Below are 21,149 nucleotides of genomic sequence, written 5' to 3' on the forward strand. Positions count from 1 at the left end.
CAGGCTCAGGCCTCCAGGCGATCCCTTCCGCGCAGCAGCATCAGCACCACGTACAGGACCATCGAGGTGCCGAGGCCGACCGCCCAGCCGTAGTCTGCGAGCGGTTGCAGCGCCGGGATGGGCCGGCCGTCGATCAGCGGCTTGAAGCTGGCGCCGCCGATCGCCAGGACGCCACCGGCCACGAAGGCGACGACGGCCCGCCAGTTCCAGCCGCCCTCGTACCAGTAGCGGCCGCCCGCGCGGTACAGGTCGACGAGGTCGAGCTTGCCGCGGCGCAGGATCCAGTAGTCGGCGATGAGGATGCCGGCGACCGTGCCGAGCAGTCCGCCGACCAGGCCGAGCCAGGTGAAGATGTAGCCCTGCGGGTCGGAGTACAGCTTCCACGGGAAGATCAGCACGCCGATGACGCAGGTGGCGAGCGCGCCGGCCCGGAAACTGACCTTCCGGGGAGCGATGTTGGAGAAGTCGAAGGCCGGCGAGACCAGGTTGGCCGCGATGTTCACGGACAGGGTCGCCACCAGGACGGTCACCAGCGCGTACAGCAGGCCGAAGACGTTGTCCGTCTTGGCGGCGAGCTGGACCGGGTCCCAGACCGTCTGCCCGTACACGGCCTGCGAACCGGAGGTGACCAGCACGGACAGCAGCGCGAAGAGCGTCATGGTGGTGGGCAGGCCGAGGGCCTGGCCCCAGGTCTGCGCCTTCTGCGACTTCCCGTAGCGGGTGAAGTCCGGGATGTTCAGCGACAGCGTGGACCAGAAGCCGATCATGCCCATGAGGGACGGCCAGAACAGCTTCCAGAAGCCGCCGCCCCAGCCGAGCTTGGAGGGCTGGTCGAGCAGCGGGCCGAAGCCGCCGGCCTTGTTGCTCATCCAGATCAGCATCACCAGTGCGCCGACGATGACGAAGGGCGCCGCCCAGTTCTCGAACCGGCGGATCGTCTCCATGCCCCGGTAGATGATGGCGACCTGGATGACCCAGAAGATCGCGAACGACAGCCACATCGTCCAGGCGTAGCCGCCGACCTTCCCGGCGTCGGACCAGCCGTTGCCGATCAGCTTCCCGGCGAGGAAGTAGATCGCCTCACCGCCGATCCAGGTCTGGATGCCGAACCATCCGCACGCCACCAGCGCCCGTACGACGGCGGGCAGGTTGGCGCCGCGGATGCCGAAGGAGGCGCGGGCGAAGACCGGGAAGGGGATGCCGTACTTCGGACCCGCGTGCCCGGTGAGCAGCATCGGGATCAGCACGATCACATTGGCCAGGGCGATGGTGAGCACCGCCTGCTTCCAGTCCATGCCGACGGCGATCAGACCGGAGGCCAGGGTCCAGGAGGCCGTGTTGTGGGCCATGCCGACCCACAGGGCGGAGAAGTTGTACGTGGTCCAGGTGCGCTTCTCGACGGGGACCGGGAGCAGGTCCTCGTTGGCGTACGGGCCGCTGGGCAGCGGGGACCCCGGGGCGATCTCCACGCGACCGTCGGCGAGGGTGACTTGGGCTGTCGGCGGTATGGCCGTGGGAGCGGTGTCGGTCATGGGCAGGCCAATCAATGAAGGGTGGGTCCGGAAAGGCCGTGCGGGTCTCCGGTCCCCTCCCCGGGGACGGCCGGGGAGGGGAGAACTGGAGTGGGGGGATGGGGAGTTGAGCGGTTGCTACGAGGTGTTCCTACGAGGTTCTGGTGCGCGTCAGGCGTTGACCGCCGGGATGACCCGGGCGCCGTACGCGTCGATCGTGGTCTCCTGCGCGTCGTGCATGTCGTAGACGGCGAACTGGTCGACGCCCAGCTCGCGCAGCGCGTTCAGCTTCTCGATGTGCTTCTCGACCGGGCCGATGATGCAGAACCGGTCGACGATCTCGTCGGGCACGAAGGCGGTGTCGGGGTTGTCGGCGCGCCCGTGGTGGGAGTAGTCGTACCCCTCACGCGCCTTGATGTAGTCGGTGAGTTCGTCGGGTACGGCCGCGGAGTGCTCGCCGTACTTCGACACCAGGTCGGCGACGTGGTTGCCGACCATGCCGCCGAACCAGCGGCACTGCTCGCGGGCGTGCGCGAGCGCCTCGGGCGAGTCGTCCTCGGTGACGTAGGCGGGGGCGGCGACGCAGATCTTGACGTCGGACGGGTCACGGCCGGCGGCGACGGCCGCGTCCTTGACCGCCTTCACCATGTACTCGGTGAGGTAGAGGTCGGCGAGCTGAAGGATGAAGCCGTCGGCCTCCTCGCCGGTCATCTTCAGCGCCTTGGGGCCGTACGCGGCCATCCAGACGGGGAGTTCGGCGTCCTCCTTGATCCAGGGGAACTTGATGACCGTACCGCCGAGGTCGGCCTCCTTGCCGGAGCCGAGCGCCCTGATCACCTTCATGGCCTCGCTGATCCGGGCGAGGGTGTTCGGGGTGCGCCCGGCGACGCGCATCGCGGAGTCGCCGCGGCCGATGCCGCAGACGGTGCGGTTGCCGAACATGTCGTTGAGGGTGGCGAAGGTGGAGGCGGTGACCTCCCAGGTGCGGGTGCCCGGGTTGGTGACCATCGGGCCGACCGTCAACTTGGTGGTGTTCGCGAGGATCTGACTGTAGATCACGAACGGTTCCTGCCACAGCACGGCGGAGTCGAAGGTCCAGCCGTAGGTGAAGCCGTTGCGCTCGGCGCGCTTCATCAGGCTGACGACCTTCGAGGCCGGCGGGTCGGTCTGCAGGACGAGTCCGAAGTCCATGGGCGCCACTCCTAGTTGAGGTACTGACAGGTGGAGCGCGGGGTGTAGACGCCGTGCCCGGCGTGTCCGGTGTACTCCCGCTCGTTGATGACGACTTCGCCGCGCGAGAGGACCGTCTCGACCCGGCCGGTGGTGCGCTTGCCCTCGTAAGCCGAGTAGTCGACGTTCATGTGGTGCGTCTCGACGGACATGACCTGCTCGGCGTGCGGGTCGTAGATGACGACGTCGGCGTCGGCGCCGGGCGCGATCGTGCCCTTCTTCGGGTACATGCCGAACATCCGGGCCGGGGTGGCGCAGGCGATCTCGATCCAGCGGCGGCGGGAGATATGGCCCTCGACGACGGCCTGGTGGAGCAGGTCCATGCGGTTCTCGACGCCGGGGAGACCGTTGGGGATCTTGGAGAAGTCGCCCCGGCCGAGCTCCTTCTGGCCCACGAAGCAGAAGGGGCAGTGGTCGGTGGAGACCACCTGGAGGTCGTTGGTCCGCAGGCCCTGCCACAGCTTGGCCTGGTGCTCCTTGGGACGGAGCGGCGTACTGCACACGTACTTCGAGCCCTCGAAGTCCGGCTCGGCGAGGTTGTCGGTGGACAGGAACAGGTACTGCGGGCAGGTCTCCCCGAAGACCGGAAGACCCTCGTCACGCGCGCGTGCCAGCTCGGCCACTGCCTCCATGGCCGAGACGTGCACGACGTAGAGCGGGGCGCCCGCGACCTGGGCGAGCTTGATGGCGCGGTGGGTGGCCTCGGCCTCCAGCAGCGCCTTGCGCACCTCGCCGTGGTAGCGCGGGTCGGTCTCGCCGCGGGCCAGCGCCTGTTCCACCAGCACGTCGATCGCGATGCCGTTCTCGGCGTGCATCATGATCAGGCCGCCGTTCTCGGCGGAGCGCTGCATGGCGCGCAGGATCTGGCCGTCGTCGGAGTAGAAGACACCCGGGTAGGCCATGAACTGCTTGAAGGAGGTGACGCCTTCCTCGACGAGATGGTCCATCTCCTTGAGCGTCCCCTCGTTCACATCGGAGACGATCATGTGGAAGCCGTAGTCGATCGCGCAGTTGCCCTCCGCCTTGGCGTGCCAGGCGTCGAGGCCCTCGCGCAGGGAGTGGCCGACGCTCTGCACGGCGAAGTCGACGATCGTGGTCGTACCGCCCCAGGCGGCCGCCCGGGTTCCGGTCTCGAAGGTGTCGGAGGCGAAGGTGCCGCCGAAGGGGAGCTCCATGTGGGTGTGGGCGTCGACGCCGCCCGGGATGACGTACTTGCCGGTGGCGTCTATGGTCCGCTCGGCCGTCCAGGCCTCCGCGGCGGGGGTGCCGGACGCGGCGAGGGCGGCGATGCGGCCGTCCTCGATCAGGACGTCGGCATGGAGTTCGTCGGACGCCGTGATGACCAGGCCACCACGGATGACGGTACGGCTGCTCATTCTCCCTCTCCTTATGAAGGACGGTGCTGAAAGCCCCTTGTGCCCCGCAGGCCCGATCCCCGTACACCGGGCCCACGAAGGCTCACGGCGTGGGTCAGGGAGCGGTCAGCGGTGCGTACGCGTCGGGACGGCGGTCGCGGAAGAACTGCCAGCGGTCGCGGACCTCGCGGAGCTTGGCCAGGTCCAGGTCCCGCACGACGAGTTCGGTCTCCTTGTCGCTCGCCACCTCGCCCACGAACTGGGCCTCCGGGTCGACGAAGTACGTCGTCCCGTAGAAGTCGTTGTCGCCCAGTTCCTCGACGCCGACCCGGTTGATCGCGCCGACGAAGTACTCGTTGGCGACGGCCGCGGCCGGCTGCTCCAGCTGCCAGAGGTAGGCGGACAGGCCGCGCGAGGTGGCCGACGGGTTGAAGACGATCTCCGCGCCCGCGAGGCCCAACGCCCGCCATCCCTCCGGGAAGTGGCGGTCGTAGCAGATGTAGACGCCGATCTTCCCGACCTTGGTGTCGAAGACCGGCCAGCCGGCGTTGCCGGGGCGGAAGTAGAACTTCTCCCAGAATCCCGGGACCTGGGGGATGTGGTGCTTGCGGTACTTGCCGAGGTACGAGCCGTCCGCGTCGATCACCGCGGCCGTGTTGTAGAGGACGCCCGGCTGCTCCTCCTCGTACATGGGCAGGACCAGGACGATGCCCAGTTCCTTGGCGAGCGCCTGGAAGCGCTTGACGATCGGGCCGTCCGGGATCGCCTCCGCGTACTCGTAGAACGCCTTGTCCTGGACCTGGCAGAAGTAGGGCCCGTAGAACAGTTCCTGGAAGCACAGGACCTGAGCACCCTGCGCGGCCGCGTCCCGGGCCGCCTGCTCGTGTACCTGGATCATCGACTCCTTGTCGCCCGTCCACGCGGTCTGGAAGAGGGCGGCACGAATCACTCTGCTCATCGGGACCTCCGGTCGCTCGGTGTGCGAGAAGACTAGGAAGTCCGAAAACCGGCTTTGAGTTGCACGCTGTCACGTCTGCGGGCCTCGCGCGTGCCACGGTGTCACCCTCTCCCGCGCCCATGTTTCACCGCCGTTTTCCCAGGTCGTGGCATGTTTCAGCCTTGTTGCGCGTCGTGCGCGAGAAGCGCGATGTGCACCGAGGCGGCCTGCTCGAAGTCGTCGAGGTCCACGCCGAGGCGACCCTGTATGGCCTCCAGCCTGCGGTACAGGGCGGGCCGGGAGACGTGGTGGAGCTGGGCGGTGCGGGACTTGTTGCGGCCGGTGGCGAGATAGGTGCGCAGCACGGACAGCAGGTCGTCGTCGGCCGAGCACAGCAGCCCGTCGAGCTCCCGTTCCGCGAACGACTGCACATGCGGATCGTCCCGCAGCAGCCGGATCAGGCCTCGCAGGTGTACGTCCCTGAGGTGTACGACGGCCGGGAGGTCGAGGGCGGCCGAGGAGTCGGCGACCGCGTCGGCGACGTGCTGGGCCTCGCGCAGTCCGGCGGGCACGTCGTCCCAGGCGGTACGCGGGTCGGCCGCGGCCACAACTGTCTTCGTCGACCCGGATTCCGTACGGAGTCGGGCCGCGAAGTGCGTGGTGAGGGCCTCGGCATCCTGGTCGCGGGCGAGGCTGAGCAGCACAGCGGTGGCTTCGTCGGCGAGTTCCGCGACGAGCCCGGAAAGGCCCAACATCCGTAGGACCCGGTCGAGTTGGGCCGGTTCTCCGTCCCGCACGACCAGCGGCACGAAGGTGCGCCGGTTGACCGGCAGTCCGGCGGCACGCGCGCGCGGCAGCAGTTGCCTGGCCGGTACGACCCCACTGACCAGGTCGGTGAGCAGGCTCTGCGCGGACTGCTCCTCCCAGGTGTGCGCCGAGTTGCCGCCGAGCATGCGGTGCAGGACGAGGGATTCGGCGGCCCGGTCGGCGAGGAGGCGTCCGGTGGCGGTGTCACCGCGGTAGCCGCACAGCATGATCTGGCCCCAGCGTTCGCCGCGCCCGCCGAGTTCGGCGCGGATCCAGCCGTCGCCCTCGCTGCCGCCGGCCTGCCGGGCGATGCGCTCCCAGTCGCGCAGCACGTCGTCCACGGCCGGCCGCTCCCCGGCGGTGGCGAGGACGCGGTGGGCGAGGTTGGTGACGACGACCGGGCAGGCGCTGTGCTGGGCGATCTCGTCGAGGAGCCGTTGCAGCGGGGCGCCCGCGGTGATGAGGCCGGTGAGCGCCGTGCGGACGGACTCCGAGAGACTCACGGCGGCGAACTTCCGCCGTACCAGCCGGGACTGGACCTCCTCGGTCAGCTCCGCGAAGGGAAAGGGGCGGTGCAGGACGACCATGGGCAGCCCGCACCGCTCGGCGGCCCGGCGCATCACCTCCGGCGGGGACGGGAAGGCCCGTCCGAGGCCGAGCACGACGGCCGCGGCCTCCGCGCGGTGCAGGGACCGGATGTACTCGGCCTGCTTCTCGTCGTCGCCGGCGAGCAGCACTCCGGTGGTGAGCACCATCTCGCCGCCGCTGAGCATCACGCCCACGTCGGGCGCCTCGGCGACATGCACCCAGCGCACGGGCCGGTCGAGCTGGGCCGCGCCGGCCACCACCTCGGGCTCCCCTGCGAGGACCCGTTCCAGGGTCAGCACCTGGCGTACCGACAGGGCGGGTTCGAGGGTCCCGAAGGTGGTGGTCATGGCGGTCTTCCCTTGCTCAGTCCACTACTGCGTAAGGCTCCTCAGAGCGCGTTCGAGGATCGCGGCGCCCTCCTCGGCCTCCGCGACGGTCAGGGACAGGGGCGGGGCGATGCGCAGGGCGCTGGTGTTGTGGCCGCCACCCTTGCCGATGAGCAGCCCGTCCGCACGGGTCGCTTCGAGGACGGCGGTCGCGGCGTCCGGGTCGGCCTCGTCGGTCCCCGGCTTCACCAGCTCGATGCCGAGCATCAGGCCGCGGCCGCGCACCTCCCGTACGTGCGGGACCTGGGCGGCGACGGCCCGCAGCCGCTCGATGAGCAGCCCGCCGACGCGCCGGGCGTTGCCCTGCAGGTCGTGTTCCAGCAGGTAGGTGAGGTTGGCGAGACCGGCCGCCATGGTGATCTGGGTGCCGCCGAAGGTGGAGATGCTGTTGGAGTCGAGGCAGTTCATGATCTCGGCGCGGGCGACGACACCGCCGATGGAGCTGCCGTTGCCGATGCCCTTGGCGAAGGTGAGCATGTCCGGCGGGCCGCTCTGGCCGTGTGCCTGCCAGCCCCAGAAGTTGTCGCCGGTGCGGCCCCAGCCGGTCTGCACCTCGTCGGCGATCCACAGGATGCCGCGCTCGGCGAGCACCTCGCGGAAGGCCGCGTACAGGCCGTCCGGCCCGGAGGTGAAACCGCCGACGCCCTGGATGGGCTCGGCGATCAGGGCCGCGGGCGGGCGGGTGTGGCCGAGGAGGTCCTTGAGGTCGTCGACGCAGGCCGCGATGAAGTCGTCGTCGCTGAGCGAGGCGTACGGGCCCCGGGTGCGGACGCCGCCGTGGACGTACAGCGTCTGCAGCGGTGACAGCGAGGTGGGCGACCAGCCGCGGTTGCCGGTGATGCCGACCGCGCTGAAGGAGCGGCCGTGGTAGCTGTTGCGCATCGCCAGGACCGTGTTGCTCTGCCGGTAGGTGGTGGCGAGCAGCAGGGCGGTGTCGTTGGCCTCGGTGCCGGAGGTGGTGAAGAAGACGCGGGCGTCCGGGATGCCGCTCAACTGGGCGATGCGTTCGGCGAGTTCGACCATCGGCCGGTTGAGGTACAGGGTCGACGAGTGCAGGATCCGCCCGGCCTGCTCGCTGACCGCCTTGGTGACCTCGGGCAGCGCGTGCGCGGTCATCGTGGTGAGGATGCCGCCGAAGAAGTCGAGGTACCTGTTGCCGTCCGAGTCCCAGACGTACCGGCCCTCGCCGTGCGTGATCTCCAGCGGGTCCTCGTAGTAGAGGGCGAGCCAGTCGGGCAGTACCGACCTGTGGCGGGCGTAGAGGTCGGTCACGGCTGCACCAGCCCTTCGTAGGCGTCGGGTCGTCGGTCACGGTAGAACGCCCACTGCTGGCGCACTTCCTCGATCAGGTCGAAGTCGAGGTCGCGGACGAGGAGTTCCTCGGTCTTGTCGCTCGCGGTGTCGCCGACGAACTGGCCTCGCGGGTCGACGAAGTACGAGGTCCCGTAGAAGTCATTGTCGCCGTACTCCTCGACGCCGACGCGGTTGATCGCGGCGACGAAGTACTCGTTGGCGACGGCCGCGGCGGGCTGCTCCAGGCGCCAGAGGTAGGAGGACAGACCGCGGTGGGTGGCCGAGGGGTTGTACACCAACTGGGCGCCGTTGAGCCCGAGTTGACGCCAGCCTTCGGGGAAGTGGCGGTCGTAGCAGATGTAGACACCCACCTTGCCGACGGCGGTGTCGAAGACCGGCCACCCCACATTGCCCGGCTTGAAGTAGTACTTCTCCCAGAAGCCCTTGACCTGCGGGATGTGGTGCTTGCGGTACTTGCCGAGGAAGGTGCCGTCGGCGTCGATCACGGCGGCGGTGTTGTAGTAGAAGCCGGACTGCTCGACCTCGAAGACCGGCACGACGATCACCATGCCTGTTTCGCGGGCGAGGTCCTGCATACGACTCACGGTCGGTCCCTCGGGCACCGCCTCCGCCCAGCGGTAGTGCTCGGGTTCCTGGACCTGGCAGAAGTAGGGAGCGTTGAAGACCTCCTGAAACCCGATGATCTTCGCACCCTGTCGGGCCGCCTCGCGGGCGTGCTCCTCGTGTTTCGCCACCATGGACTCGGTGTCGCCGGTCCAGGTGGCCTGGACCAGAGCGGCACGTACGACGTTGGCCATGAGCTGCTCCTTCGGCGGGTCGTCAGAGCCTCTACGCCCGTAGAACAGGCCGTAGAGGGATGAACGTAAGCCTCCGGGAGAGCCTTGCCAAGACCATCGCCGTTAACCCGCGGAGTCGATCACGTTTCGCACTCCGGTGGAGGAGCGTAGGGGCCGGTGGGAGGGGTGGTGGGGGTGAGTCAGGCGGTGAAGCCGGCGACCCGGAGGGCGTGCACCAGATCCCAGTGTCGCTCGTCGGAGACGCCCTGCGCGGCCTCCAGCAGGAGCGGTACGAGGGCCTGGGGATCGGGCTCGGCGCTGCGGGCCGCCTCCTCGGGGGTGCGGACGCGGACGTAGGCGTCGAGCAGCGCGCGCACCTCGCGGTGGCGTCCCTCGCCGGTCAGTGCCAGTACGGCCTGCCCGATCTCGGTGGCGGGCCGGGCCACGCCCTGCCGCAGGATCTGCTCTCCGTCCCCCCCGCGCCCGGCCGCGACCAGCGCGTCCGCGGCGGCCACGAGCCGGTCGACGGGCAGCGAGGCGGCCTCCCACAGCAGGCTCGCCCAGTCGGCGCCGAGACCGGCGCGCTGCAGCTCCGCGGCGAGCAGCGGGAAACGGGCGGCGGGCCAGTAGGCGGCGTCGACGAGCAGGGCGTGCGCCTCGCCGCTGCGCCCCTCGGAACGCAGCCGCACCAGCCGCTCGACGGCCCCGGAGACCTCCCGCGGCCCTGCCGTGTCCAACGGCTCGGCCTCCGGCTGCTGCGGCCGCTCCGCCACCTCGGCGACCCCCGCGAACCGCGCTCCGCGCGGGGTACGCCCGGTGGCCTTCGGAGTGGACAGGACGGGCACGGCGGTCGGCGGCACGGCGACGGGAGCGGCCTCCTCCTCGGCCATACCGGCAAACCGGGCACTGCCTCGACGTCGCTTGCGCTGCTTGGGGGCAGGGGCTTCGGTGGCCTGGGGTTCAGGGGCGGGCTGTGCCGCGCCGGAGGGGGTGGCGTGCGCGTCGCGCTGCTGGGCCGCGCTCGGGACGTCACCGTCGTACGAGACGGGACGCGCCGCGTCGAACGGGGAACGGTGCTGTGACCCACCGCGGGCACCGGACTGCCCGTCCACGGCACCCGAACGCGCCCCCGCCGGACCGGAGTCCCACACCTCTTGCCCCGCCCCTGCGGGACCCGGGCCGTACGAGTCGTAGGACCGCCCCTCATCGGAGGCAGCCGCCCCATAGGAACCGCCCTGCAGCCCCTCAGCGACACCGCGCTCGTACGAACCGCTGCCCGCCCTCGCCGCACCGGAGCCATACGCATCTGGCCCCGCCCCCGCAGAACCACGGTCCTGCGGTTCGTACGACCGCCCCGCACCAGAGGCAGCCGCCCCATAGGAACCGCCCTGCAGCCCCTCAGCGACACCGCGGTCCTGCGAGCCGTGCCCCACCCCCGCCGGACCGGAGCCATGCGAGCCCTCCCCCGCCCTCTCAGAACCACGACCGTACGAGTCGTACGACGACCGCCCCGCACCGGGGGCAGCCGCTCCATAGGAACCGCGCTGCTGGCCCTCTGCGACACCGTGGTCGCGCGAGCCGCTCCGGGCCCACGCAGGGGCGGCGCCGTGCGAGTCCGGCGGCTGCGTGCCGCCCGGGGCGCCCGCCTCGAACCGTCCCCGTGGACCGTCTGTGGGAGCAGCGTCGTATGAGCCGCGCTGGTGCGGGAAGCCCAGGCTGTGGGCCTCGTCGCCGTCCGAGGGGATGTCGGTCGGCGGTGTCTCGTCCGGGGTGAACTCCCTGTCGATGCGGTAGATCCCGCCTTCCGCGATGCGGGCCCGGCGAATCGCCGCTGCTCGGCCGTCCGTCGTGCGGCTGTCCAAGTCGGCCATGCGGGCGCGGAGTTCGGCGCAGCGGGCGGTGGCCCGCTCGTGGTCGTCGTGGGCCCAGGCCAGGTCGAGGCGGAGGGCGTCGGCCTCCTGCCGGCTGGTGGCGGAGGCGAGCCTGCGGCCCAGTTCCACCTGGCGTTCGGCGGCGTAGCGCTGCTCGCGGAGCATGACGTCGAGCCGGTCGCCGAGGGCGTCCCGGCCGCCGGGCCGGGCGTCGTGTGCAGCGAGCGCGGCGGTGTGCAGCCCTCGGGCCCGCTCCTTCTCCTGGGCCGCGGCGCCGGGACCGTACTCCGCGGCGAGGTCCTGGAGGAGCGCCTCCACCACGTCCCAGGGCGGCACTTCACGCCCTTCGAGACAGGCCCGCATCCCGTCGGGGTCGCGCTGCCAGAAGACGGCGCACCAGCCGCCGCCCTGATCCAGACGCGCCAGCAGGCCGTTCAGGTAGTTCACGAACTCCCGTACCCGGCCCGGGAGTTGATCCACAGCCATCGCCCAACTCCCGCCAGACCGGAGCACTCCGGTCCGTTAGACAACACGAGCCGTGTTACGGGAGCGCTACGAGAAGTTTTCCGACGGGACGCAGAGTACGCCCTTCCTGCCGGAACGTGACGTGCGCGGGGGCAGCTCTCGCCGGACTCACACCACGACCGGCGCGCAGGCCCCCGCGAGTTCGTCCATCGACAGGCCGAGCGCCCGGGCCAGCGCGGCGACCGTGAAGAAGGCCGGCGTCGGGGCTCGGCCCGTCTCGATCTTCCGCAGGGTCTCCGCGGAGATCCCGGCGTCCGCCGCGACGTCCGTCATGCTCCGTCCGCCGCGGGCCTCGCGGAGCAGTCGCCCGAGCCGCTCGCCGCGTTCGCGCTCTTCGGGGGTGAGAGGGGTGCGCACCATGCCGTCATTCTAATACCGGTATAGTAATTGGCATGGTGGAGCTGAAGACAGACACATCGATCGACGCCATGTACGAGGCGGGACAGGTGGTCGGGCGCGCCCTGACAGCCGTACGAAACGCCGCCGACGTGGGCGTTTCCCTGCTGGAGCTGGACGAGGTGGCCCGCGGGGTGCTGCGGGAGGCGGGAGCGTCCTCCCCCTTCCTCGGGTACCGCCCCTCCTTCGCCCCCGTCCCCTTCCCGGCCGTCATCTGCGCCTCGGTGAACGACGCGATCGTGCACGGCATCCCGACCGGGTACCGGCTGCGCGACGGCGATCTGGTCTCCATCGACTGCGGCGCCGAACTGGGCGGCTGGGTCGGCGACTCGGCGACCAGTTTCGTGGTCGGCGAGCCCCGCCCGGCGGACGTACGGCTGATCGAGACGGCGGAGCGGGCACTGGCGGCGGCCATCGAGGCGGCGGTGGTCGGCAACCGCATCGGCGACATCGCGCACGCGATCGGCACGGTGTGCCGCGCGGCGGGCTACGGCATCCCCGACGGCTTCGGCGGGCATGGCATCGGGCGCCGTATGCACGAGGACCCCGGGGTCCCGAACGAGGGCCGTCCGAGGCGTGGCCTGCCCCTGCGCCACGGCATGGCCCTCGCCATCGAGCCGATGCTCATCGCGGGCGGCGGGGACGGATACCACGCGGCGGCGGACGGCTGGACCCTGCGCACGAACGACGGCTCGCGCGCGGCCCACGTGGAGCACACGGTGGCGATCACGGACGCGGGACCACGGATCCTCACGGCGCGGGAGCAGACGAACTGACACAGCTCGTTCCGGAGCCGTTCCTGTCGTGGCACGCCTGCATGCGCTTCTGGACGTGCCCCCGTCCGGCGGTCGTGCGAAGGTGGTGTGACCGGGCCCTGTTGGGGCACCCGCACGGGCCGGCACGTCGATCAGCGAGCGCGTCCCGGTCCGCCCGTCGGGACGCCGGAACGGAAGGCCATGACCAGCGGCTTCAGTGGCCCTGAGGGCTACGACCCCTTCGGAGAATTCCTCGCCCGCTTCTTCGGGGGCCCGCGCCCGGGCCCCCGGCAGATCGACATAGGGAGGCTGCTCAGTCAGCCCGCCCGGGAACTGGTCCGTGGGGCCGCCCAGTACGCGGCCGAGCACGGCAGCCGGGACCTGGACACCCAGCATCTGCTGCGGGCCGCGCTGGCCAGCGAGCCGACCCGGAGTCTGCTCAGTCGCGCCGGCGCGGACCCCGACTCGCTGGCGTCGGAGATCGACGAACGCTCCGGCCCCGTCCAGCACACGGCGGAGGAAGCGCCGCCGCCCACCTCGCTCTCCCTCACCCCCGCCGTCAAGCGGGCCCTGCTCGACGCCCACGACCTGGCGCGGGCCAGCGGCGCCGGTTACATCGGCCCCGAACACGTGCTCAGCGCCCTGGCCGCGAACCCCGACTCGGCGGCCGGTCACATCCTCAACTCGGCCCGTTTCGCGCCCACCGGACTGCCGCCCGAGGCGCCGGACGCCACGCAGACGCGTACCGAGCACGCGCGCGCCACCGGCACGCCCACCCTGGACAAGTACGGCCGCGACCTCACCGAGTTGGCCCGCGAGGGCCGTATCGACCCGGTGATCGGCCGGGAGGACGAGATCGAGCAGACCATCGAGGTGCTGTCGCGGCGCGGGAAGAACAACCCGGTGCTGATCGGTGACGCGGGCGTCGGCAAGACCGCCATCGTCGAGGGGCTCGCGCAGCGCATCGCCGACGGCGACGTGCCCGACGTACTGATCGGGCGTCGGGTGGTCGCCCTGGACCTCACCGGTGTGGTCGCGGGCACCCGCTACCGCGGTGACTTCGAGGAACGCCTCAACAACATCGTCGGCGAAATCCGCACCCACTCCGACCAGTTGATCGTCTTCATCGACGAGTTGCACACGGTTGTCGGCGCCGGCGGAGGCGGCGAGGGCGGGGCGATGGACGCCGGGAACATCCTCAAGCCGGCGCTCGCCCGCGGCGAGCTCCACGTCGTCGGCGCCACCACGCTGGAGGAGTTCCGCCGGATCGAGAAGGACGCGGCGCTGGCCCGCCGCTTCCAGCCGATCCTGGTGCCCGAACCCTCCGTACCGGACACGATCGAGATCCTGCGCGGCCTGCGCGACCGCTACGAGGCCCACCACCAGGTCCGCTACACCGACGAGGCCCTGGTGGCCGCCGTGGAGATGTCCGACCGCTATCTCACCGACCGCCGGCTGCCCGACAAGGCCATCGACCTCATCGACCAGGCCGGCGCGCGGGTACGGCTGCGGGCGCGCACGAAGGGCACCGACGTACGGGCCCTGGAGCGCGAGGTCGAGCAACTGACCTGTGACAAGGACCAGGCGGTCGCCGACGAGCAGTACGAGCAGGCGACCCAACTGCGCGACCGCATCACGGAGTTGAAGCAGCGGATCGCGGACACCACGGGCGGCGACGAGGCCGACGAGGGGCAGCTGGAGGTGACCGCCGAGGCGATCGCCGAGGTGGTGTCCAGGCAGACGGGCATCCCGGTCGCCAGCCTCACCCAGGAGGAGAAGGAGAAGCTGCTCGGCCTGGAGGAGCACCTCCACGAGCGCGTCGTCGGTCAGGAGGAGGCCGTCGCCGTGGTCGCCGATGCCGTCATGCGCTCCCGCGCCGGACTCGCCAGCCCCGACCGGCCGATCGGCAGCTTCCTCTTCCTCGGCCCGACCGGCGTCGGCAAGACGGAACTGGCACGCGCCCTCGCGGAGGCCCTCTTCGGCAGCGAGGAGCGCATGGTCCGCCTGGACATGAGCGAGTACCAGGAACGCCACACCGTCAGCCGCCTGGTCGGCGCCCCGCCCGGCTACGTGGGCCACGAGGAAGCGGGCCAGCTCACCGAGGTCGTCCGCCGCCACCCGTACTCGCTCCTGCTGCTCGACGAGGTGGAGAAGGCTCACCCGGACGTCTTCAACATCCTGCTCCAGGTCCTCGACGACGGCCGTCTCACCGACTCCCAGGGCCGCACCGTCGACTTCACCAACACCGTCATCGTGATGACCAGCAACCTGGGCTCCGAGGCGATCACCCGGCGCGGCGCCGGCATCGGCTTCGGGGCGGGCGGTGCCGACGCCGACGAGGAGGCCCGCCGCGAGCAGATCCTGCGTCCGCTGCGCGAGCACTTCCGCCCCGAGTTCCTCAACCGCATCGACGAGATCGTCGTCTTCCGCCAGCTCACCGGCGACCAACTGCGGCAGATCACCGACCTGCTGCTGGAGAAGACCCGCCGCCTGCTACAGGCACAGGGCGTCACGGTCCAGTTCACGGCCCCGGCCGTCGACTGGCTCGCCGAACGCGGCTACCAGCCCGAATACGGCGCCCGCCCCCTGCGCCGCACCATCCAGCGCGAGGTCGACAACCAACTGTCGAGGCTGCTGCTGGACGGCCGGGTCGGGGAGGGCGGCCGGGTGACGGTGGACGTCGAGGACGGGCGACTGGCTTTCCGGACGGAGGACCTGCCCATCGCCCCCGAGTTGTGACGCGCCCTGAAGGGGCGCGGGGCAGTATCGATATGCGGCTCCGCCGCGTGCGCGCGACCAGCCCCCACGCACCCGAGGACGACTATGGCGCGGGATACACCACCATCGCCGAGCCGCCACCGCGCCGTACCTTCTCAGCGGCCGCCAGCCACTCCCCGTTCGCCAACCGCTGCACACCCGTAGCCGCCCCGATCTCGGGATTCAGCTTGAACGAGTGCCCGATAGCCTCGAGCCGGGCGCGCAGACCACCCGCACTGGTGTCGTTGTAAAGCGCCGGCTCCAGCTCCGTCTGCGCGGCATTCCGCTGACTGGCCCGCGGCGCCGCGATCGCGTCGACCAGCGGCAGACGGCGGTCGAGGAACTCGGTGAGCGTCTGCAGCACGGTGGTGATGATGGTCGCGCCACCGGGCGAACCCAGCGCCACCACCGGCTTGTTGTACTTGTCGAGCACGATCGTCGGCGAGATCGAGGACCGCGGCCGCTTGCCCGGCCCCGGCAGGTTCGGGTCGTGCACGGCCGGGTTCGCCGGGGTGAAGGAGAAGTCGGTCAGCTCGTTGTTGAGGATGAACCCACGCCCGGGCACGGTGATCGCACTGCCGCCCGTCTGCTCGATGGTCAGCGTGTAGGAGACGACGTTGCCCCACTTGTCGGCCACGGTCAGGTGCGTGGTGTTCTCACCCTCGTACGTCGTCGGGGCCGCCGTGCCTCCGGAGGCACACGCCGCCGGGTGGCGCGGGTCCCCCGGCGCCACCGGGCTGGTCAGCACCGCGTCGTCCTTGATGAGGCACGCCCGCGAGTCGGCGTACTTCTGCGAGAGCAGTTCCTTCGTCGGTACGTCCTCGAAGGCCGGGTCGCCCACCCAGCGCCCGCGGTCCGCGAACGCGATCCGGCTGGCCTCGATGTAGTGGTGCAGGTATTGGACCTCGCTCGCCTTCGAAAGGTCCGTCTTCTCAAGGATGTTGAGGGCTTCGCCTACCGTCGTGCCACCGGAGGAGGAGGGCGCGATGGAGTAGACCCCGAGTCCGCGGTACGAGGTCTTCGTGGGCGCCTGGAGCTTGGCGCGGTAGGCCGCGAGGTCCTTGTCGGACAGCTTGCCGGGGCGAGCGTTCCAGCCCGAACCCGGGTCCACCGGCGGGTGGTTCACCGTACGGACGATGTCGTCGCCGAGGTCACCGTCGTAGATCGCACCGACGCCCTTCCGGCCCAACTCCTCGTAGGTCTGGGCGAGATCGGGGTTCTTGAAGGTGGATCCGACCACTGGAAGCTGCCCGCCCGGCAGGAACAGCTTGGCCGTGTCCGGGAAGTAGCGGAACCGGGTCTCGTTGGAGGCGGTCTGCGAGCGGAAGGTGTCGTCGACCGTGAAGCCGTCGCGGGCGATCCGCTCGGCGGGCCTCAGCACCGTGCCGAGTCTTCTGCTGCCCCACTTGTCGAGCGCCGTCTGCCAGGTGGCGGGCGTGCCCGGGGTGCCGACGCTCAGGCCGCTGCTGACGGCGTCGGCGAAGGCGAGGGGCTTGCCGTTCTCCACGAAGAGGTTGGAGTCGGCGGTCAGCGGCGCGGTCTCGCGGCCGTCGATGGTGTGCACCTTACGGGTCTTGGCGTCGTAGTAGACGAAGTAGCCGCCTCCGCCGACCCCGGAGGAGTAGGGCTCGGTGACGCCGAGCGCGGCCGCGGTGGCGACGGCCGCGTCGACCGCGTTGCCGCCCTTCTTCAGGACCTCGATGCCGGCCGCGGAGGCGTCCGCGTCGACGCTTGCGACGGCGCCGCCGTAGCCGACGGCGACGGGCACCTTCTGCGGTGTCGTCGCGGCCGTCGGCGGTGCTGCCGCCCCGACCGACACCACGGCGGCCGAGACCGCAAGGATCGACAGTTTCCGCGCGACAGGACGACGCATCCGTACCTCCAGTCAGGGGCGTCCGCGCAGCGTAACCGCATCATCCGGGGCCCCAACACCCCCATTCCGGCAGCTGTCATACGAATGCCATGGATCGAACACCGGTACGTACCAGTCATGTCGGCCCGCTAGCATGCGCGCCCATGAATGACGACGTGCGCAACATCGTTCTCGGCGTGGTCGCGGCCGGCATCAGTGCCGCGCTCGGCTGGCTGGCCCGTACCTACCTGTGGAAGCGGAAACTCCGCCGCAAGCAGGCGTTCTTCGGGCTGCCCGACCACTCCGAGTCGCTGCTCGTCGTCAACCGCGACGCCGGCAGCCCCGATCTCGCGGTGCACCGCTACGACGTGTTCGCGCTCCTTGAACTCGCCGCCCTCATCAAGGACTGCGGCGCGCACGCCGAGGTGATCACCCAGGACGCGGCCCGGCAGGGCTTCGGCGAGCGGACCGAGTTCTGTGTCGGAGGACCGGGCTCGAACCGGCGCATGGCGGCCCATCTGCACGCCATGCTCCCCGGGGTGCGGGTGAACACCGATCCGGAACCGGGCCCGGACCGGCTGGCGTTCCAGATCGGCAGCGAGCGCTACCGCATGGAGAAGGGCCTGTCCGAATATGTGCTGCTGGCCCGGCTGACGGCGGGACAGCCCGGCCTGACCCGACCCGTCTTCCTCTTCAGCGGGCAGACCGCGATCACCAACCAGGCCGCGACCCGCTACCTCGCCCGCAACCACGAGCGACTGGCCCGCAAGTACGGCAACAACACGTTCGTCCTGCTGCTGAAGGTGGTCAACTCACAGGCGTACGGCCCGGACGTCGCCGAGCTGGTCGCGGACGTGACCCGGGCGGCACAGGCACCCCTGCCGACGCCCGCCGGTCCCCGCAACTCCCACCGCGCCTCCTGAATTCATTCACACGACAACAATCGTTACTGGCACGTAACTTACCGACGGGTTACCTACGGTACAGGGGCGAGGTTACCGTCTGGTCACTTTGCACTGACACGAGTGAGGAGTGACCCGTGGGAACCCATCGCAAGGCCCTGCGTACGACCGCCGTGGGCGCCGTCTCCGCGACTCTGATCGCCGGTAGCGCCCTCGGGCTCGCCCCCGCCGCACAGGCCGCGGACGCCGTCCGCTTCGTCGACATCACCGGTGACGGCGGCACCGTCCTCAAGGCGAACGTCCTCATGCCCGCCGGTGCCGACGGCACGCACCGCTACCCGCTGCTCGTGCTCCCCACGAGCTGGGGCCTGCCCCAGGTCGAGTACCTCGCCCAGGCCCAGAAGCTCGCCGACTCCGGCTACATCGTGGTCAGTTACAACGTACGGGGCTTCTGGCAGTCCGGCGGGGAGATAGAAGTGGCGGGACCTCCGGACATAGCCGACGCGTCCAAGGTCATCGACTGGGCGCTCGCCAACACCCCCGCGGACTCGGCCCACATCGGCATGGCAGGCGTCTCGTACGGCGCAGGCATCAGCCTGATCGCCGCCGCGCACGACAAGCGGATCAAGGCGGTCGCCTCCCTCAGCGGCTGGGCCGACCTGATCGACTCGATCTACTCCGGCCGTACCCAGCACGTCCAGGCCGGGGCCCTGCTGGACGGCGCGAGCCTGGTCACCGGCCGACAGAGCCCCGAAATCCGCGAGATCTTCGACAACTTCTACGCCTCCAACCTCTCCAAGGAACAGGAGATGATCGATTGGGGGAAGAAACGTTCGGCCGCAACATACGTGGATCAACTGAACAAGAACGGCGCCGCGGTCATGATGGCCAACGCCTGGGGCGACACGGTCTTCGCGCCCAACCAGTACGCGGACTTCTACGAGAAGCTGACCGGCCCGAAGAGACTGGAGTTCCGCCCCGGCGACCACGCGACCGCCGAGCTGACCGGCCTGTTCGGCCTGCCCAACGATGTGTGGACGGACACCGAGCGCTGGTTCGACCACTACCTCAAGGGCGAGGACAACGGCATCAACCGCGAGGAACCGGTGCAGCTCAAGCCCCGTTCCACGGGCGGCTACGAGGGCTACCCGGACTGGAAGTCGGTGGCCGCGACCGAGCGGAAGATCGCGCTCGCGGGCACGACCACGATCCACACCAACGTCGACTCCGGGGCGGACGGCGGGATCGTCTTCCTGTCGAGCATCCTCGACCAGATCGCCCAGCTGCCCCCGATGGCCTCGATCCCCCTGCTCCCCCGCCGCTGGGCCGCCGTCTGGCAGTCGGAGAAGTACGCCGCCGCCCAGCAGATCCGCGGTACGGCCGAGTTGCACACCACGGTCACCCCGACCAAGGAGAGCGGCACCCTCGTCGCCTATCTCTACGACGTGGGGCCACTCGGCCTCGGCAAGCTGGTCAGCAACGCGCCGTACACCTTCCACGGGCGCACACCCGGAGAGCCGTTCGGTCTCGACCTGGATCTGTTCTCCACGGCCTACGACGTCCCGGCAGGGCACCGGCTGGCCCTGGTCGTCGACACGGTCGACCCGCTCTACATCGAGCACAACCCGTCCGGCGCTCAGCTGACCTTCTCCTCGCCGGCGAACGACCCGTCGTACGTGTCGATTCCGCTGCGCAAGCAGTGATCTCCGGCTGCCGCCGGCCGGGCATGGCTCTCTCGCTCAGCGCTTGAGGATCTTGGAGAGGAAGTCCTTGGCGCACTCGCTCTGCGGGCTGGTGAAGAACTCCTCGGGGGCACGGTCCTCGATGATGCGGCCGTCGGACATGAAGACGACGCGGTCGGCGGCAGAACGGGCGAAGCCCATCTCGTGGGTGACGACGAGCATCGTCATGCCGTCGTGGGCCGGCTGCCGCACGACCTCGAGGACCTCGTTGATCATCTCGGGGTCGAGGGCGGAGGTGGACTCGTCGAACAGGAGCGCCTTGGGCTCCATGGCGAGGGCGCGGGCGATGGCCACCCTCCCCCGGCGCCTGAAGGGCCTGGGAGGTACCCCCAGCTGCCGGCCGCCGGAGAGCCGCGCGGGGCACTTGGGCGCCTGGCGGGCGAGTCCGACGCGGTCGAGGAGCCGGCAGGAGCGCCTGTCGGCTTCTTCCTTCTTGCGTCCGCGGACCTTGACCTGCCCCCGCGAGACGTTCTGCAGGACGGTCTTGTGGGCGAACAGGTCGAACGACTGGAAGACCATGCCGACGTCCGTGCGGAGCCGCGCGAGGGCCTTGCCCTCCTCGGGCAGCGGCTGCCCGTCGAGCAGGATCCTGCCGGACCGGACGGTCTCCCGCCGGTTGATCGCCCTGCACAGTGTCGACTTTCCCGACCCGGACGGGCCGATGACCACGACCACCTCCCCCTTGCCGACGGTGAGGTCGATGTCCTGCAGGACATGCAACTCCCCGTAGTACTTGTTGACGTCATGCAGTTCGATCAGCGGATCGACGGCCATTCGCAGCCCTACTCACTCTCAGCTGTGTCGTGGTTGCCGCAAACTATCCGGACCCGAGTTGACTTACCTCACGACACGCACTTTTCGGGCATAAGCCGTATTTACGTCGATCTTAGGTCGGTCGCTCCCCTCATGTCTCCGCGACCTCGGCGTACAGCTGCGAGAGCTCCGGCACCCCGCTGGCCGCCCACTCGTGCCCGGAGGTCACGACGTCGAACTCCCGCCCCGAGGCGAGCCGTACGACGGGCTGGCCGTCCGGCCAGATCTCCCAGGCGGCGCCGGGCACGGTACGCACGATCACGGTGCCCAGATAGAGCCCGGCATCGTTGCCCAGCCAGTGCAGCACCTCGGGGTCGTCCCGCCAGCGCGGCAGCAGTTGGTCGAGCGCCTCCAACGAGGCGGCGGAATCGTCTAGTTGGACGCCCTCCTGGGACGCCTGCGAGCGGAGCAGTTCGCACTCGGCGAGGAGTTCGGCGATGCCCTCCGGGTCGGGGATGCCGTGCTTCTCATGCCGGTGGCCCAGAAAAGGGATCTTCATACCTCCAGCGTGTCATTCGCACCGGAGTGCGCACCACAGGCGCGCGGGCGCTCACTTCGGGGCGATTTCGCGCCGACTCCGTGCATGGCGCGTTGACGCGTCCCTCACGTCTCTCTAGCTTCGCGATGCATCT

16 protein-coding genes are annotated in these 21,149 nt (G+C 70.1%); 4 read left to right on the forward strand and 12 right to left on the reverse strand.

What is annotated here, in order from left to right:
• Nucleotides 1-5: 5 nt before the first annotated feature.
• From ACWDAG_RS03605 to ACWDAG_RS03645, 9 genes are all read right to left on the reverse strand, one after another.
• Nucleotides 6-1,532, reverse strand: a complete 1,527-nt coding sequence (locus ACWDAG_RS03605) for an NCS1 family nucleobase:cation symporter-1 (protein WP_450693899.1) — start codon at nucleotides 1,530-1,532, stop codon at nucleotides 6-8.
• A 150-nt stretch (nucleotides 1,533-1,682) separates the two neighbouring features.
• Nucleotides 1,683-2,702 carry a TIGR03842 family LLM class F420-dependent oxidoreductase gene (locus ACWDAG_RS03610; RefSeq protein ID WP_450693900.1) on the reverse strand — a complete coding sequence of 340 codons (1,020 nt, stop codon included), beginning with the start codon at nucleotides 2,700-2,702 and terminating at the stop codon, nucleotides 1,683-1,685.
• Between the two features lie 11 nt (nucleotides 2,703-2,713).
• Nucleotides 2,714-4,117: a dihydropyrimidinase gene (gene hydA / locus ACWDAG_RS03615; RefSeq protein WP_450693901.1), complete on the reverse strand. Its 1,404-nt coding sequence runs from the start codon at nucleotides 4,115-4,117 to the stop codon at nucleotides 2,714-2,716.
• A 94-nt stretch (nucleotides 4,118-4,211) separates the two neighbouring features.
• Entirely contained in the window at nucleotides 4,212-5,054 is an 843-nt protein-coding gene (locus tag ACWDAG_RS03620) for a nitrilase-related carbon-nitrogen hydrolase (protein WP_390696003.1), read from the reverse strand.
• A gap of 155 nt (nucleotides 5,055-5,209) precedes the next feature.
• Nucleotides 5,210-6,775 carry a PucR family transcriptional regulator gene (locus ACWDAG_RS03625; protein ID WP_450693902.1) on the reverse strand — a complete coding sequence of 522 codons (1,566 nt, stop codon included), beginning with the start codon at nucleotides 6,773-6,775 and terminating at the stop codon, nucleotides 5,210-5,212.
• 24 nt (nucleotides 6,776-6,799) lie between these two features.
• Entirely contained in the window at nucleotides 6,800-8,086 is a 1,287-nt protein-coding gene (locus ACWDAG_RS03630; RefSeq protein WP_450693903.1) for an aspartate aminotransferase family protein, read from the reverse strand.
• Nucleotides 8,083-8,925: a nitrilase-related carbon-nitrogen hydrolase gene (locus ACWDAG_RS03635; RefSeq protein ID WP_450693904.1), complete on the reverse strand. Its 843-nt coding sequence runs from the start codon at nucleotides 8,923-8,925 to the stop codon at nucleotides 8,083-8,085. The genes ACWDAG_RS03630 and ACWDAG_RS03635 overlap by 4 nt, the downstream gene beginning before the upstream one ends.
• Nucleotides 8,926-9,104: 179 nt before the next feature.
• Nucleotides 9,105-11,261, reverse strand: a complete 2,157-nt coding sequence (locus ACWDAG_RS03640) for a hypothetical protein (protein WP_450693905.1) — start codon at nucleotides 11,259-11,261, stop codon at nucleotides 9,105-9,107.
• Nucleotides 11,262-11,408: 147 nt separating this feature from the next.
• Entirely contained in the window at nucleotides 11,409-11,660 is a 252-nt protein-coding gene (locus ACWDAG_RS03645) for a helix-turn-helix domain-containing protein (RefSeq protein WP_450693906.1), read from the reverse strand.
• 32 nt (nucleotides 11,661-11,692) lie between these two features.
• On the opposite strand from ACWDAG_RS03645, the gene map reads away from it, so the two are divergent.
• Nucleotides 11,693-12,472 (forward strand): type I methionyl aminopeptidase, encoded by a 780-nt coding sequence (gene map / locus ACWDAG_RS03650; RefSeq protein WP_450693907.1) that lies wholly within the window; start codon nucleotides 11,693-11,695, stop codon nucleotides 12,470-12,472.
• A 180-nt stretch (nucleotides 12,473-12,652) separates the two neighbouring features.
• Complete coding sequence (locus tag ACWDAG_RS03655; protein WP_450693908.1) at nucleotides 12,653-15,190, forward strand: ATP-dependent Clp protease ATP-binding subunit; 2,538 nt, start codon at nucleotides 12,653-12,655, stop codon at nucleotides 15,188-15,190.
• Nucleotides 15,191-15,272: 82 nt separating this feature from the next.
• On the opposite strand, the gene ggt is transcribed toward ACWDAG_RS03655, so the two are convergent.
• A complete protein-coding gene (ggt, locus tag ACWDAG_RS03660; RefSeq protein ID WP_450693909.1) occupies nucleotides 15,273-17,081 on the reverse strand; it encodes a gamma-glutamyltransferase in 1,809 nt (602 codons plus the stop codon).
• A gap of 143 nt (nucleotides 17,082-17,224) precedes the next feature.
• Here ggt and ACWDAG_RS03665 point away from each other — a divergent pair, with 143 nt between their 5' ends.
• Together ACWDAG_RS03665 and ACWDAG_RS03670 are read left to right on the forward strand one after the other, a co-directional pair.
• Nucleotides 17,225-17,983, forward strand: coding sequence for a hypothetical protein (locus ACWDAG_RS03665; RefSeq protein WP_450693910.1), 759 nt, complete (start codon nucleotides 17,225-17,227; stop codon nucleotides 17,981-17,983).
• Between the two features lie 116 nt (nucleotides 17,984-18,099).
• The gene (locus tag ACWDAG_RS03670; RefSeq protein WP_450693911.1) at nucleotides 18,100-19,665 is read left to right on the forward strand and encodes a CocE/NonD family hydrolase; all 1,566 of its coding nucleotides are present in this window, start codon (nucleotides 18,100-18,102) and stop codon (nucleotides 19,663-19,665) included.
• 36 nt (nucleotides 19,666-19,701) lie between these two features.
• Here the strand turns inward: ACWDAG_RS03670 and ACWDAG_RS03675 are convergent, their stop codons facing one another.
• Complete coding sequence (locus ACWDAG_RS03675) at nucleotides 19,702-20,478, reverse strand: amino acid ABC transporter ATP-binding protein (RefSeq protein ID WP_450693912.1); 777 nt, start codon at nucleotides 20,476-20,478, stop codon at nucleotides 19,702-19,704.
• A 130-nt stretch (nucleotides 20,479-20,608) separates the two neighbouring features.
• Complete coding sequence (locus ACWDAG_RS03680) at nucleotides 20,609-21,016, reverse strand: DUF6278 family protein (RefSeq protein WP_450693913.1); 408 nt, start codon at nucleotides 21,014-21,016, stop codon at nucleotides 20,609-20,611.
• Between the last annotated feature and the right edge of the window lie 133 nt (nucleotides 21,017-21,149).

This window comes from Streptomyces sp. NPDC001157 (genome assembly GCF_053598255.1).